General features: G+C 59.2%; 11 protein-coding genes and 1 pseudogene. 7 read left to right on the top strand and 5 right to left on the bottom strand.

Going from position 1 to position 15621, the window contains the following annotated elements:
• Positions 1–4 precede the first annotated feature (4 nt).
• Positions 5–1351, top strand: a complete 1347-nt coding sequence (locus ACNQFG_RS10000; RefSeq protein ID WP_423404791.1) for a butyryl-CoA:acetate CoA-transferase — start codon at positions 5–7, stop codon at positions 1349–1351.
• Between the two features lie 36 nt (positions 1352–1387).
• Positions 1388–2611, top strand: coding sequence for an AI-2E family transporter (locus ACNQFG_RS09995; protein ID WP_423404790.1), 1224 nt, complete (start codon positions 1388–1390; stop codon positions 2609–2611).
• Between the two features lie 169 nt (positions 2612–2780).
• Here ACNQFG_RS09995 and ACNQFG_RS09990 read toward each other — a convergent pair whose 3' ends face one another.
• From ACNQFG_RS09990 to ACNQFG_RS09980, 3 genes and pseudogenes are all read right to left on the bottom strand, one after another.
• Positions 2781–4205 carry a radical SAM protein gene (locus ACNQFG_RS09990; RefSeq protein WP_423404789.1) on the bottom strand — a complete coding sequence of 475 codons (1425 nt, stop codon included), beginning with the start codon at positions 4203–4205 and terminating at the stop codon, positions 2781–2783.
• A 68-nt stretch (positions 4206–4273) separates the two neighbouring features.
• Positions 4274–6049 carry an oleate hydratase gene (locus ACNQFG_RS09985; protein ID WP_423404788.1) on the bottom strand — a complete coding sequence of 592 codons (1776 nt, stop codon included), beginning with the start codon at positions 6047–6049 and terminating at the stop codon, positions 4274–4276.
• A gap of 144 nt (positions 6050–6193) precedes the next feature.
• Positions 6194–6774, bottom strand: a pseudogene (locus tag ACNQFG_RS09980) (TetR/AcrR family transcriptional regulator C-terminal domain-containing protein).
• Positions 6775–7127: 353 nt separating this feature from the next.
• On the opposite strand from ACNQFG_RS09980, the gene proC reads away from it, so the two are divergent.
• From proC to ACNQFG_RS09960, 4 genes are all read left to right on the top strand, one after another.
• Positions 7128–7934 (top strand): pyrroline-5-carboxylate reductase, encoded by an 807-nt coding sequence (gene proC, locus ACNQFG_RS09975; RefSeq protein WP_423406580.1) that lies wholly within the window; start codon positions 7128–7130, stop codon positions 7932–7934.
• A 7-nt stretch (positions 7935–7941) separates the two neighbouring features.
• A complete protein-coding gene (gene proB, locus ACNQFG_RS09970) occupies positions 7942–8718 on the top strand; it encodes a glutamate 5-kinase (protein ID WP_423404787.1) in 777 nt (258 codons plus the stop codon).
• A 4-nt stretch (positions 8719–8722) separates the two neighbouring features.
• On the top strand, positions 8723–9985 hold the full coding sequence (locus ACNQFG_RS09965) for a glutamate-5-semialdehyde dehydrogenase (protein WP_423404786.1): 1263 nt from the start codon (positions 8723–8725) through the stop codon (positions 9983–9985).
• Between the two features lie 364 nt (positions 9986–10349).
• Positions 10350–10790, top strand: coding sequence for a methylglyoxal synthase (locus tag ACNQFG_RS09960; protein WP_423404785.1), 441 nt, complete (start codon positions 10350–10352; stop codon positions 10788–10790).
• Between the two features lie 107 nt (positions 10791–10897).
• Here the strand turns inward: ACNQFG_RS09960 and ACNQFG_RS09955 are convergent, their stop codons facing one another.
• On the bottom strand, positions 10898–12928 hold the full coding sequence (locus ACNQFG_RS09955; protein WP_423404784.1) for an FAD-binding protein: 2031 nt from the start codon (positions 12926–12928) through the stop codon (positions 10898–10900).
• Positions 12929–13223: 295 nt separating this feature from the next.
• Positions 13224–13925, bottom strand: coding sequence for a response regulator transcription factor (locus ACNQFG_RS09950; protein ID WP_097792118.1), 702 nt, complete (start codon positions 13923–13925; stop codon positions 13224–13226).
• 117 nt (positions 13926–14042) lie between these two features.
• On the opposite strand from ACNQFG_RS09950, the gene ACNQFG_RS09945 reads away from it, so the two are divergent.
• Positions 14043–15584: a sensor histidine kinase gene (locus tag ACNQFG_RS09945; RefSeq protein WP_423404783.1), complete on the top strand. Its 1542-nt coding sequence runs from the start codon at positions 14043–14045 to the stop codon at positions 15582–15584.
• The last annotated feature ends 37 nt before the right edge of the window (positions 15585–15621 follow it).

Raw genomic sequence — 15621 nt, 5'->3', positions numbered from 1 at the left:
TATAATGGATTTTACGGAACTGTATGCTCAGAAGAAAATGACCGCCGCTCAGGCTGCCGCACTGGTCAAAAGCGGTGACTGGGTGGATTACGGCTGGGCTGTGAACACCCCTGTGGCGGTGGATGCCGAGATTGCAAAGCGTCTGCCTGAGCTGGAAGGTGTCAACTTCCGCGGCGGCATCCTGATGTGGGTGCCCGCGATCTTCCAGATCGACGATCCCGCTGCACACATGACATGGAACAGCTGGCATATGGGCGGCATTGAGCGCAAGGCCATTGCACAGGGCTTCTCCTTCTACTCCCCCATCCGTTATTCCGAGCTGCCCCGCTACTACCGCGAAAGCCCGGATCCGCTGGATGTGGCGGTGTTCCAGGTGACCCCCATGGACGAGCACGGCTACTTCAACTTCGGCCCCAGTGCATCTCATCTGGGTGCTGTGTGCGAAAAAGCCAAGAAGATCATCGTTGAGGTCAACAAGAACATGCCCCGCTGCCTTGGCGGCATGGAGAACTGCATCCACATTTCTCAGGTCACCGGCATCGTGGAAGGCGAGAACCCGCCCATCGGCCAGATGGCCGCTCCCGGTGCTGCTACCGAAGTGGATCTGAAGGTTGCCAACCTGATCGTTCCGCAGATCCCCAACGGTGCCTGCCTGCAGCTGGGCATCGGCGGTATGCCCAATGCCATCGGCAGCCTGATCGCACAGAGCGATTTGAAGGATCTGGGCGTGCACACCGAAATGTATGTGGATGCCTTTGTGGATATCGCCAAGGCCGGCAAGATCACCGGTGCACGCAAGCAGCTGGACAAGGGCCGTCAGGTCTACGCCTTCGGTGCCGGCACCCAGAAAATGTACGATTACCTGAACGATAACCCGGAGTGCATGTCTGCACCCGTGGACTACACCAACGATATCCGCAGCATCTCCGCACTGGATAACTTTATTTCCATCAACAACGCTGTGGACATCGACCTGTTCGGTCAGGTGAACGCCGAGACTGCAGGCCTCAAGCAAATCTCCGGTGCCGGCGGTCAGCTGGACTTCGTTCTGGGCGCATACCTTTCCAAGGGTGGCAAGAGCTTTATCTGCCTGTCCTCTACCTTCTTTAATAAGAAGACCGGCCAGCTGGAGAGCCGCATCCGTCCCACTCTGGAAAACGGCAGCATCGTCACCGATACCCGTGCCAACATCCACTACCTGTGCACCGAGTACGGCTGCGTGAACCTGAAGGGCCTGACCACCTGGGAAAAGGCCGAAGCTCTGATCAGCGTAGCACATCCCGACTTCCGTGAAGACCTGATCAAGGAAGCCGAAAAAATGCACATCTGGCGCAGGAGCAACAAGCGCTAAACAATGCTGCGGGCGTTCCTGCTGTCCGCGGCTGAAATGGAGTCTATCATGATGGACAAAAAGCCGCACATCAAGCCTTATCTCTACGGGATGTTGGCAGGATTTGGAGCGATCTCCCTGAGCATCATCTTCTTTTTCCTGATCTACCGCTTCGATGGTTTTGGCGATGCCATCTCCACGCTGACCGGCATTCTGATGCCGTTCATCTACGGTGCCGTCATCGCCTACCTGCTCAAGCCTGTGTGCAACTGCGTGGAGGATTTTCTCCGCCGCCTTCTGCCCGAAAAGATGGGAACTGTGGCCAACATGCTGGCAGTCACCATCTCGCTGCTGTTCGGCATCCTGGTGGTGTATGCGCTGATCATGATGATCATTCCGCAGCTCATTACCAGCGTGACCACCCTGTACTACACGGCGCGGAACAACCTGAACGACTTTGTGGACTGGGCTTCCCATCAGGAGATCATCGCCAGCAACCAGAAGCTGCTGGATTTCATCGAGACGTCCTATGACAACCTGCAGGACACGCTGGACAACATCGTCCGGACGAAGCTGGTCCCCTCCATGCAGAGCCTCCTGAGCGGTGCAGCGCTGGGCGTGATGAGCTTCGTGACCTTCCTGAAGAACATCATCATCGGCGTCATCGTTTCGGTGTATCTGCTGGCCAGCCGGAAGAAGTTCGGCCAGCAGGGCAAGATGATCCTGTACAGCCTCATCAAGCCCCGCTGGGCGGATATCATTCTGGAAGAGATCCTCTATGCCGATAAGATGTTCGGCGGCTTCATCAACGGCAAGATCATGGATTCCGCCATCATCGGCGTGCTGTGCTATATCGGCTGCCTGATCTTCAAGTTCCCCAGTGCCCTTCTGGTTTCCGTGATCATCGGCGTGACCAATGTGATCCCCTTCTTCGGCCCGTTCATCGGTGCCGTGCCCGCCACCCTGCTGATCCTCATTCAGAGCCCCATCAAGGCGCTGTGGTTCGTCCTGTTCGTTCTGGTGCTGCAGCAGCTGGACGGAAACGTGATCGGCCCCAAGATCCTGGGCAACACCACCGGTCTTTCCAGTTTCTGGGTACTGTTCGCCATCCTGCTGTTCGGCGGTCTGTGGGGTTTTGTGGGCATGATCGTAGGTGTGCCGCTGTTTGCAGTCATCTATGATGTGATCAAAAAGCTGGTCGTCCACGGCCTGCGCCGCAACGAGGAGATGGAACTGGTCACGACCTACCACGACAATTTCGGCGACCCCGACGACGAATAAGTTCAGCCCTCTATATCAAATGCCCCGGCCCTGTCTCCTGCGGGAGATGGGGCCCATTTTATCGCGCAAAAAAACCTCCCGCTTCCCGGCGCTGTCGCAGCGCTCTGAGAAGCGGGAGGTTTTGGTTCAGGACGGCTGCACCCGATGCAGACCCAGCGCTTCTGCGTGCTTACTGCTGGCCTGGCTTCCAGTCCTTGTAGTTCTCGTAGCGGCTCTCGCGGATCTTGGTGTGGGACCAGATCTCGTCCGCCGTGGGCTGCCAGTTGGCCGCATAGTTCTTGCACTTCTCGCACAGGTGCTCCACGCTCTCCGGCGACTGCAGGTCGGTGCTGTGGGCACCGGTCTCGTGCACCATCTTCTGCAGCAGTTCGGGGTTTTCCAGCATCGGGCAGGGACGCAGATGGTTCTTGTTGAAGGGCTGGCCGTTGTGATAAGCCATGAACAGCGGGCTGTGCAGAATTTCCAGAATGCTCTGGTCGTGGATGTTTGCATTGGAGTAGTGGATGAACACGCACGGCTCTGCGTCACCGGCAGAGTTGATGTGGAAGTAGTTGCGTCCGCCGGCAATGCAGCCGCCCACGAACTCGCCATCGTTCTGGAAATCCATCGGGTAGAATGGGATATCGCACTCTTCCGAGCGCAGATAGCGGATGCGGTCGATCATATATTTGCGCTGCTCCGGGGTAGGCATCAGTTCCGGTGCTGCCTCGTTGCCCACGGGCATGTAGTGGAAGTAGAAGCCGAAGTGTGCGCCCTTCTCACACAGGAAACGCATGAACTCATCGTTGGTGACAGCTTCGATATTATCGCGGGTGTAGCAGATGGACGTGCCGAACACGATGCCGTGCTCCTTGAGCAGATCCATAGCATGCATAACAGCGGCATAGTGCCCCTTACCGCGGCGGGCATCGTTGGTCTCCGGGGTGCCCTCGATGGACAGCATGAAGGCAATGTTGCCCAGACGCACCACCTCTTTGCAGAAGGGCTCATCGATGAGGGTGGAGTTGGTGTAGATGGCAAACTGCACATCGTTGTGCTTCTCGGCCAGCTTCAGGATATCAGCCTTACGCACCAGCGGCTCGCCGCCGGTCAGCATGTACAGGTACACGCCCAGCTCCTTGCCCTCGGTAACGATCTTGTCCATATCCTCAAAGCTGAGGTTATTCTTGTGACCGTATTCACCGGCCCAGCAGCCCACGCAGTGCATATTGCAGGCGGAAGTGGGGTCGAACAGGATCAGCCAGGGGATGTTGCACTGATACTTCACGCGGTTCTCGCGGATGGTCTTGGTGCCGCGGAAGAAAGCCTCGTAGCCCAGATTCAGCGCCATAGTGCGGGCCACGTTGGGGTCGGTCTGATCCAGCACACAGTTGATGAGCTTGGACCACTTGCTGTCCGGGTTTGAGAGAGTCTGGCGGGCATGATTGTAAGTTTCCTCGCTGAAGGAATCGCCATAGAAGGTCTTGGCGACATCCACCAGCTGGATCACGGCCTTTTCGCGGTCCTTGTTGACGTGGGACAGCACGATATCCGCCGTCTTGCCCAGTGCGGCGCGCTGCATCTTATGAGTCAGAGAATCAAATGTGGTATTCATTCCAATTTCCTCCAATGCGTTGTCTGATGTGGGGAGCATCCTCCCCCGCCGGGATCAGGACCCGGCGTTCAGATGATTTTATATTCTTGCAGCAGGCGGCCGAGGTCGGTCTCCTGCACCCTGTCGATGACTTTGCCGAGCGCGAACCGCTCGATCCATCGCATCTTGAGGTCGCTCAGCGGGCGTCCATCCCGCAGCTGCACGGCTGCGTTCAGCAGGTCGCGGACGTCGTAGGTGCTGCCCCAGACCTCCGGTACGCCCCGGTCGATGTCCAGCAGGGTATACACCGCCTCCATGCCGGTGCGCATGGAGTATTCGGTGGTGAAGATGGTGTCACGCGGGGTCTCTGCGAACTGCCCCAGAAACGCGAAGTTCACCGCGCCCTCCGGCACCACAGCGGGCCGGTCGCCTGCTGCGCGGGGCATGAAGAAGGCCGTGATGTACGGCATCATGACGGGCACCGTGTTGGCGCTGTGTTCGGCCAGATCTTCGATCTCCGGTTCCGGCACACCAAGGTGATACAGCCACTCCATGCAGATCTCCTTGCCGGTGCAGTCCCGCATGGACTTCTTCACGTAGTTGCCAGGCGTGTTGCTGAACAGGCCGTAGAGCCAGCCCACGAGCTGGCCTTTGGGCTGATTCCGGAACTGCGGCTGGCGGTTGAAGGTCCAGCTCAGCAGCCAGTTGGAGTCCCGGACGGTCACGATGCCGCCGGTGACGACCCCGCCGCTGAAGGGGTCCCGCTTGCAGATGTTCTGGATGTAGGGCACGATCCGCTCGTCCAGCGTGGTCACGGTGGCGCTCATCCAGTTGGTCTGCTCCGGGTCAGAGCAGAATTTCTCCGGGTGGCCGAAGGCGGGGTCCTGCGCGGCGATCTTCTTCCACAGATCCCAGCCATTGCCGGGGTGGAGCACCGTGTCCAGCGCAGCGGGCTGGTCCTGCGCACCGATGGAGCTGTTCTCGACGCAGCCGCCGTTGGTGATGAAGACCAGATCGTTCTCGGTCAGGTCCACCCGCTCCTCGTGGTCGTCCACCAGAAGGCAGATGGTGCGGGCCTGCTTTTTGCCGTCCGCACAGTCGAACTCGATGTTCGTCACCTTCGTGTTGTAGTGGAACCGGACCCCGTAGCCTTCCAGATAGCGGATCATGGGCAGGATCATCGACTCATACTGGTTGTACTTCGTGAACCGGAGCGCCCGGAGATCCGGCAGTCCGCCCACATGGTGGACGTAGCGCTTGAGGTAGAGCTTCATCTCCAATGCGCTGTGCCAGTTCTCAAAGGCGAACATCGTCCGCCAGTAGAGCCAGAAATTCGAGCCGAGGACTTCTGCGTCGAACACGTCGGTGATCCGCTTGTCGTACAGCTGCTCGTCCGGGGTGAAGAAGAGCTTCAGGATCTCCATGCAGCCCTTGTCCGACAGGCCGAACCGGCCGTCGGTGTGGGCATCCTGGCCCTGTTGTTCGGTCGCACGGCAGAGCGAGACGTTCGGGTCTTTTTTGTTCAGCCAGTAGTACTCATCCAGCACACTGACGCCCTCGGTCTCGATCGATGGAATGGAGCGGAACAGGTCCCACATGACCTCGAAATGATCGTCCATTTCGCGCCCGCCCCGCATCACGTAGCCGATGCCGGGGTATTGATAACCATCGCATGCGCCGCCGGGGATGGCCCCTTTTTCAAAGAGGTGGACATGTTCGCCCTTCATCTGGCCATCCCGCACCAGATAGCAGGCCGCCGTGAGGGCAGCCAGCCCGGTGCCGACGAGGTAGGCCGACTTGCGGTCTACGTCCTTTGGTTTCCGCGGCCGCGCAAATGCTTCATAGTTACCACTGGAATAATACATGTTATTCCCTCCGTTTGTTGTGGTTTCTTTCGTCTTATAGTTTGCGCTGATGGTACTGTACCATGTTGTCAAAAAAGGTTCCATAAACAGAAAAAGCACCGTGATGGAAAACCCATCACAATGCTTCTTCTGTCTAAATTTTCATCAATCATCCAGTTCCGAGGGGCTGCGGTCGGTGCGGAACCGGTTCAGCGCACGCTGGAAATCGCCACGGATCAGGAGATTCAGCCGTTCCGTCATCCGGACGGGTCCTCTTTCATATCCTTGCGGATCCATTCCAGCGCCATGCCCACCAGCGCATACTTGTAGAAATCCACGATGAACTGTAGATCGTCATCCTGCACGGTGATCTCCTGCATCCCGCGTTCCATGAATTCCCGCAGCATGGGGTCCAGCAGCTTATATAAGTACTGTTCCACCTGCTCCCGGCTGATCGAGCGGTAGACGTTCATCACCAGCACCTTGTTCTCCTGCACCTGGTGCAGGAGGTCCAGAAACGCCTCCGTCCAGGTATCGAACGTGGGCTTGTTTTCCAGCGCCTTTGCGGCGTCTTCGACCATAATCCAGTCCACCAGATCGTAAATATCCTTAAAGTGGTAGTAGAAGGTCATGCGGTTCACGCCGCAGTCCTCGGTGATATCGTTGATTGTGATTTTATTGAGGGGCTTTTCCAGCAGCAACTTTTTCAGCGATGCTTCCAGTGCCCGCTTCGTTGTTTGTGACACAACCTCCATCCTTTCCCAGCCGCGCCGCGCGCACTGCTGTTTGTGGTGGCCGGCCTCCCAGCCGGAGAAGTGAGAACACTTCCTTTTATAATATACCTCTTTCCGAGGACGATTTGCAAGCAAAAATTCCAAATTCAGGGTAAATTTTCTGTTACTACGGCTCCGTATTGCGAAATTTTGTACCGTTTGTACCCCCATTCCAGCCCATTTTTTGAAACATTCTTTTTCAGCAGGCCCTTCCCCTCTTGATTTTCAGCCCCCGTCTGCTTACAATGGAGGCGGAGATGAAACGGCATCTCCCCTGCCCCAATGCGGGGCAGGCCGGGTGGAATTCAAGAAAGAAGGTTTTTGTTATGCTCAAGACCATTGGATTTTTAGGCTGCGGCAACATGGGCGGAGCCATCGCCCGCGCGGTGTGCAAAGCAGCAGACCCGCAGAACGTGTATCTGGCCAACCGCACCGCTGCCAAGGCGGAGAAGCTGGCCGCCGAACTGGGCTGCAATACCACGATCAACGACGAGGTGGCAGGCCGGTGCGACCTCATCTTCCTCGCTGTCAAGCCGCAGATGATGGAGGCCCTGCTGACCCCGCTGAAGTTCACGCTGGCCGAGCGGCCGGGCCGGTTCGTCCTGTGCAGCATGGCAGCGGGCCTTTCGATTGCCCGTATTCAGGAGATGGCCGGTGAGGACTTTCCTGTGATCCGCATCATGCCCAACACCCCGGCTTCGGTGGGCGAGGGTATGATCCAGTACTGTTCCAGCAATGTCACCGCCGAAGAAGAGGCCGAATTCTGCAAGCTGATGGCCCCCGCCGGGCGGCTCGACCCGGTGCCGGAAAGTCTGATCGATGCCGCCAGCTGCGTTTCCGGCTGCGGCCCGGCATGGGTGTACCAGTTTATTGAGGCTCTGGCTGATGGCGGCGTGGCCTGCGGCCTGCCCCGCGCCAAAGCGCAGGAATATGCCGCGCAGATGGTTCTGGGCAGCGCAAAGCTGGTGCTGGAAAGCGGAAAGCATCCCGGCGAACTCAAGGATGCTGTGTGCAGCCCCGGCGGCAGCACCATTCAGGGCGTCCGTGTATTGGAAGAGCAGGGGTTCCGTGGTGCCGTGATGGACGCCGTCCTCGCCGCTTACGATCGGACAAAAGAGATGGGAAAGGGTTAAGGATATCATGCGCATCGTTGTAAAAGTAGGCACTTCTACTCTGGCATACGCCACCGGACGGCTGAACATCCGCCACACGGAACAGCTGGTCAAGGTGCTCAGCGACCTGAAAAACGAGGGCCATGAGGTCATTCTGGTGTCCTCCGGTGCCATTGGCATGGGCGTGGGCAAGCTCTCACTGCCAACCCGCCCAAAGGACACCACCACCAAGCAGGCCTGCGCCGCTGTGGGCCAGTGTGAGCTGATGTACACCTACGACCGGCTGTTCAACGCCTACAATCACACCGTGGCGCAGATCCTGCTCACCGGTGTGGACGTTGAGGATGCCGACCGGCGGCAGAACGTGGAAAACACCCTGAATCGCCTGCTGGAGCTGGGTGCCCTGCCCATCATCAACGAAAACGACACCGTTGCCACCGATGAGATCACCTCTATTGGCGACAACGACACGCTGGCGGCCATCGTGGCCTGCTGCGCCAAGGCTGACCTGTTGGTGCTGCTGAGTGACATCGACGGCCTGTACACCGCCAATCCCCACACCCATCCGGAGGCAAGGCTGCTCCCGCTGGTGGAGCGCATCACGCCGGAGATCCTGGCGCTGGCCGACGGGGTCGGTTCATCGCTGGGGACCGGCGGCATGGCCACCAAGCTGCGCGCCGCCCAACTGGTGACGGAACTTGGCGCAGACATGGTCATTGCCAACGGCGCACACCCGGAGCTTTTGTACGACATTGCCGCAGGCAGATCCGCAGGCACCCGCTTTGCGGCCCGCAAGGAGGACTGAACACATGACCACACAGGAAATTCTGGAAGCTGCACGCGCCGCGAAGTCTGTACTGGCGCTGGCGGATGAACAGACCCGTAAACAGGCGCTCTGGGGCATGGCAGACTGGCTGTGCCACCCCGACCAGATGCAGGCCATTCTGGCCGCCAACGCTGAGGACATGGCTGCGGCCAAGGGGCACATCAGCGATGTGATGCTGGACCGTCTGGCCCTGACGCCGGAGCGCATCGGTGCCATGGCGCGGGGCATTCTGGAAGTGGCCAATCTGCCCGACCCGGTAGGCGCTGTGCTCAAGCGCATCGAGCGCCCCAACGGGCTTGTCATTGAAAAGACGGCTGTGCCCATGGGCGTGATCGCCATTATCTACGAGAGCCGCCCCAATGTGACCAGCGATGCCGCTGCCCTTGCCATCAAGAGCGGCAATGCCTGTATCCTGCGCTGCGGCCGGGAGGCCTGGCGTTCGGCCCACGCCATCGTGGAGGCTCTGCGCCGCGGCCTGAAGGAAAACGGTCTGCCGGAAGCCGCCGTCTCCCTCATCGAGGACACCACCCACGCTTCTGCCAACGCTCTGATGACCGCTGTAGGCTATGTGGATCTGCTGATCCCGCGCGGCGGTGCCGGGCTGATCCGTGCCTGCGTTCAGAACGCCAAGGTCCCCTGCATCCAGACCGGCACCGGCATCTGCCATGTGTACGTAGACGACACCGCCGATCTGGACAAAGCTCTGGACATCATCGAGAACGCCAAGGCCAGCCGCCCCAGCGTGTGCAACGCCGAGGAAGTGTGCCTTGTGCACTCTTCCATTGCGGCGGAGTTTCTGCCCAAGCTGGCCCGGCGTCTTGGCCCGGCCCGCGTGGCACGAGGCCTGCACCCGGTCGAACTGCGGCTGGATGAGCGGGCGGCAGCTGTCATTGACGGCACCCCCGCCGGGCCGAAGGATTTCGATACCGAATTTCTGGACTACATCCTCGCGGTCAAGGTCGTGGACAGCGTAGAGGAGGCCATCGGGCATATTGCTGAGCACTCCACCGGCCACAGCGAAGCCATCCTGACCCGGAACGAGGCCCATGCCGCCCTCTTCACAGCAGCCGTGGACAGTGCGGCGGTCTATGTCAACTGCTCCACCCGCTTCACCGACGGCGGCGAGTTCGGTCTGGGCTGTGAGATGGGCATTTCCACCCAGAAACTCCACGCCCGCGGCCCCATGGGACTGGCCGAGCTGTGCAGCTACAAGTATATCATCCATGGAGATGGGCAGGTGCGGTGAGGGAAATAAACCTCTCAGGCGCTTTGCACTCCCATTTGTACATTTGTTTTCTCCCATGGACTGTTTTTTCGTCGAAAACAGTTTCGTTCGATGGTTCGAATGTGTCTTTCGTCTTTGTCGATGGTTGCATCCAAGTTTTCGCTGTTCTCCACAAAACAAAAGTCGTACTTCCGGGTGGAAAATCGTAGAAAAAGACGATTTTTCTCTTGACAAGGCCCATTTTGGCGCGGTACAACTATAGTGGAAAGTTTGGAATAAATGTTGTGGGTTGAATGTTTCAAATTTGAAATTGTACGCTCAGTGAATCCAATCCAAAAAAGTGTTCGTCCGCAACCAGACATTGAGACAAAGGAGAGTGTGAATTATGACCATCGCAATCCTCGCACATGATTCCCGCAAAGAGCTCGCGCTTCAGTTCTGCACCGCGTACAGCGGCATTCTTTCCCGCAACACGGTCATCGCCACCGGCACCACCGGTCGTATGCTGAACCAGGCCACCGGCCTGCCAGTCCATTGCTACCTCTCCGGGCGGCTGGGCGGCATCCAGCAGATCACGGCGCGCGTCGCCTGCGACGAAGTGGATCTGGTGTTGTTCTTCCGTGACCCGCTCAAGACGGACAGCGGTAACTTCATCGAGCAGAATCTGCTCCGCCTGTGCGATATGCACAGCGTACCCATTGCCACCAACATTGCCACCGCCGAGGTCTTGCTGCGCGGTATGGATCAGGGCGACCTGGACTACCGCGAGGGGATGCATCCCGCTCTTGTGGAGCCGGTCGTTCCGGTCTCCCGCGCCGTGTGCTGAGGCAGACCGGCTTTTTGATTTGTGTATAGAGGGAAAAACAGCGCCGCAGAGGGCTTCGAACCTTCTGCGGCGCTGCTTTTTGAATTTGATTTCCGGGGAGATCCGCCTTACTCCAGACCTGCCATCTGCTTGACAGCCTTCATGGCGAAGGTCAGGGTGCGGCCCATGGCTACACCGGCCATCAGGCAGGGATAGTTGTTGGCAAAAAAGCTGCCGGACATATCACCGGTGATGTACAGGCCCTCCATGGGCTGGTTGTTGTTGTCCAGCGCCTGACCCTTTTCGTTGATGGCAATGCCCTGCTCGGTGGTCAGCAGAGAGGCACCCAGCCAGCAGCCATAGAAGGGCGCAGTGCGGATGGCACTCAGGCGGTAAGCGGGCTTGCCGAAATCCTCGTCGTTCTGCTTGTCGTACAGCTCATTGTAGCGCTCCACAGTAGCAAGGAAGGTGTCCTTGGCAGCGCCGGTAAAGCCCATCTTGTCGGCCAGCTCGTCGAGGGTATCAGCCTTGAAGAAGCAGCCCTCCTTCTCGCAGTTCTCGACCTGCTGGGCAAAGAAGTCCTCGCCGAGGTTGCGGGTCATGGCAGAGCAGCCGATGGTGTGAAAACGCTTTGCATCCTCGATAAAGTTTGCATCGCTGATCTGTGCGTACACACGACCCGGCTGGTGGGCAGCGGCGTAAACGATATCGTTGTAGGGGCTGCTCTCGTTGGCAAAGCGCTCGCCGTTGCGGTTCACCTTCAGGAAGGGCTGGGTGCCAGGGTTGAACTGGCGGATCTTGCCGGGGAAGGCCTTGCCGCCAAAGGCGCTCTCGCTGTCCACATAACCGGCATCCACACCGGGGGCAACGATGCCGCGGTCAAACAGCATGGGAGCGGCTTCCTTGTCCAGATTAGCGCCTGCCCACACTGCGGCACGGATGCCGTAGCCCTTGTCGGCGGGGGAGTAGGAGCAGGCGGTGGTCACGCTGGTGCCCAGCGGGTCCAGCTGCTCCATCATGTAGGGGTTGCCGGGGAAGCCGCCGCAAGCCAGCAGCACGCCCTTGTTGGCGTTGTAGCGGATAAAGTGGTCATCCTCGGTGCTCTGGGCGATGATGCCGGTAATGCGGCCCTCGCTGTTCTTTTCCAGCTTGGCCAGACTGGTCTTGAAGTCCACATCGTAGCCCAGCTCCTGAATGTACTGCAGCAGCAGCTCATTACGGGGCAGGCCGGATGCGCTCTCGCTGGCCATGTAGTTGTGCTCCTGCACAGGGTAGAGGTAGTCGGTGTTGTGCTCGGCATTCTCTGCAGGCCATGCAGCCTCGCTGCCGGAGGTGAAATCGCATACCCAGCCGTACTTATCTTCCAGAATGCTGCGCATGAAGTCGTGCATGGCGGCAGACTCGTTGATCCAGGTCTTGACAACGCGCTGATCGCACTTGCCGGAGGCGTAGCGGGAGATCTCGCTCAGCAGCTTTGCCTTATCGGTGGCGGGTTCGCCAGCCTCCTTAGCGGCAGCAGAATCAACAGCGCCGTACCAGTGACGGGTGTCCTGCACGTTGGCGTTCTGCTCGATAACACGGAAGTTCAGGCCGTTGGCAGCAGCATAGGCGGCAGCGAACATACCGCCGTTGCCTGCACCCACAATGAGAATGTCGGTGTCCACGGTCTCAGTGATGGCAGTCTCGTCGATATCAGGCTCTTTGCCCAGCCAGTCGTTTGCGTCGCCTGTGGGCAGCTGCACGCTGGACACCACGGCCTCACCCTTTGCCTGTGCGTAGCAGCTCTTGGCAGCCTTCATCACGGCATCGGAGGTGATGGTAGAGCCGGAAACGCCGTCGATCTCGGCAGAACCGGCAGCCATCAGCTGCTCACGCAGCTCATCGGCAGCGGCAGCGCCGAAAGAAGCGGTCTCGCCGGAGGTGTCCACCACCACGTCGGTGACAGTGCTGTCAGAGAAGGTCATGGTGACCTTGACGGTGGAGGAGATGCCCTCGGCGGTGCCCTCGTAGGTGCCGGGGATGTAGGTGCCGGATGCGGCAGAAGCGGCGGTGGAGGAGGAGCTTGCAGAGTTGCAGGCAGCCAGAGCACCGGCCGTGACGCCGGACATGGCAGCAGCGGCAGCGATCTTCAAAAAGCCTTTACGCGAGATCTTGTTCATTGCGGTGTTCCTTTCTTCTTTTCTTCGTGTGTTCTTCATTTGCCTTCCAATGCTTCTTCGGTCTGTGCAGTGTGTGCCTGCGCAGACTTCGTTCGATAATAATTTAACACAAAGTTTTGCCCCTGTCTTTTAAGATTTGTTAAGCGTCTCCGCCGTTTCTCTGCTTTGGAACGTCGTTTTTGTACTTTGTTTGTCAAATAACGGTCAAATTCAGGCAAAAAAATGCGCCCACCGCTTAAGTTTCCTTAAACAATGGGCGCATTCTGCTTAACGATCCTTCAGGTTTGGGCGCGAGTCAAAGCTCCGGCTGGCCATCCGGCCGGAACACATACCCCTTCCCCCAGACATTTTTCAGGTAGATGGGCTTTGCCGGGTCCGGCTCGATCTTGCTGCGCAGATTGTGGATGTGCACCTGCACCGTGCGCACATCGCCAAGGCTTTCCTTGCCCCAGATCTTCTGATACAGCTCGTTGGCCGTGAAGAACGTGTTGGGGTAGCGGACGAAAAGGGAGAGGATGCGGAACTCCATGTCGGCCAGATGGATGCTCCGGCCGTCCTTCTCGACGCAGTGGCTGTTGGAGTCCAGCGTAAAGGCCGCGCAGTGGTAGCCGTTGACGCTGGGCTCGGCGGCGTCCATCTGCACCCGGCGGATGTTCGCCATGATGCGGGCCAGCAGCACCTTGTGGTTGTAAGGCTTGGCCAGAAAGTCGTCGCCGCCCAGCTCCAGCGCCCGGACCACCGTGTCGGTATCATCCAGACAGGATGTGAAGATGATGGGGCAGTGATGCCAGCTCCGCAGCCGCTGGCACAGGTCCATGCCGTTGGTGTCCGGCAGAAGGATGTCCATCAGGATGACATCGAAGTTCTCGCGGGCATGGCTCAGCGCCTCGCCGCCGGTCTCCGCACAGACCACTTCATAATTCTGCTGGCTGTTCAAAAAGTAACGGGTCGTGTCCCGGATCACGGGATCGTCCTCCACCAGAAGCACACGGATCATCCCTGTTTGCTCTCCCCTTTTTCGCAAAACTTTGCTATACTAGAGTTAGTATACCTTATTTTACGGGCTTTCTCAACTGTTTTTCCGGAAGATCCGTTCGTTCGGGGGAGGTCAACTATGAAAACCAAACATCTTCTCACTGCACTGAGCGCGGTGGTGCTGGCGCTGGGCATCGCGCTGGCCGGTATCTGGTACAACGCCCAGCTTCCGCCGCTGGATCCGGGCACCGCCGCCAGCGGACAGGATGCCGAAGTCCTGTTTCAGGAATGGGCCGAGGCCTTCCCGGACGAAGGCTCCGATGTGCGCACCATCCGCACGACCTTGCAGTGGATGGCCATTACGGTCTTCTGCACGCTGGCGGCGACCGTGCTGGCACTGCACCACTACAAGCCTCAGCGGGAGCTTGGATATTTCCTGCTCTATCTCGTCATCCTCATTGCATGGTCGGCTGCGGTCATCCGCTCGCCGGAGCGAGGCAGCGGTATGGTGCTGTTTCTGCGGCAGGGGTATTTTTCCCTCACGGTGCTGGCCCCCATCTGGCTTAGCGCGGCGCTGACCGGCATAGCCCCCAGGACCAGACAGCAGAAGTCCCTCTCGCTGGCACTGACGGCCGGGTATGTTCTGCTCTCCCTCAGCACCTGCCCGCCGGTGCGGGCCATCGGGCTGCTGGGCGGCATGGCCTACTGCATCGGGCTGCTCATCGCGGCCTACTGGCGGGGAGACCGCGCGGTGCTGCTGCTCCTCTTCCCCTGTGCGGCAACGGTCGGCCTGCGGGTGCTGGTCATTCTGCCGGGGCTGGAGCTTCCCTTTTTCTCGGAGAGCATCCGCTTCTATGTGATGCGGTGTGCCCGCATCTACGATATCCCCTTCACCTTGGGCTGCATGACCTTTGTCTGCCGCCGGTTCGCGCTGCAATTCGACCGCACCGAGCAGCTGGCGCGGGAGTTGGACCAGCGCGTGGCCGACCGCACCCGCGCCCTGACCGAGGAGACCGAGGCCCGCAAGAGCATGATGCTGAACATCTTCCACGACCTGCGCAGCCCGCTGTTCGCGGTATCCAGTGGGCTGGACACGCTGGAAGCGGCCCCGGAGGCCCTGCCTGCCCTCCTGCCCGCTTTGCAGCAGCGGATGCGCTTTCTGCGGCGGCTGACCGAAGAACTCTTCCTGGCGGCCAAGCTGGAACAGAAACAGGTCCTGCTGAACGAAGACCGCGTTTCCCTGAGCGAGGCCGCGCAGGCGGTCTGCGAGAACTGCCGGAGCGAAGCGGAGAACAAGGGCGTTGCCCTTTGCGCACAATTCGACGCCGAACTGCCCGTCTGGGGCGATGCGGTGCGGCTGCAGCAGATCTTGCAGAATCTCGTGACCAACGCCATCCACTACACCCCTTCGGGCGGTACCATCACCGTCCACAGCTGGGAGGCGGAGGGCTCTGCTCTCGTCTGTGTGCAGGACACCGGCTGCGGCATTGCCCCGGAAGACCAGGCCGCCGTATTTGACCGCTACTTCCACACCACAGCCAACACCAAGCACGACTCCACCGGCCTCGGCCTGACCATTGCGCAGGAGCTGGCCCGCTTACATCATGGCGAGATCCTGCTGGAAAGCGAAGTGGGCAAAGGCAGCTGCTTCACGTTAAAGCTGCCCCTGCTCACGGATTGAAAAAAATGCTCTGCCGGAAAAGGCAGAGCATTTTGCG

Source organism: Faecalibacterium prausnitzii, assembly GCF_049532945.1.
GTDB lineage: Bacteria > Bacillota > Clostridia > Oscillospirales > Ruminococcaceae > Faecalibacterium > Faecalibacterium prausnitzii_N.
Note: the sequence above shows the minus strand (reverse complement) of the source record. Positions and strands in the feature narration are given on the sequence as shown.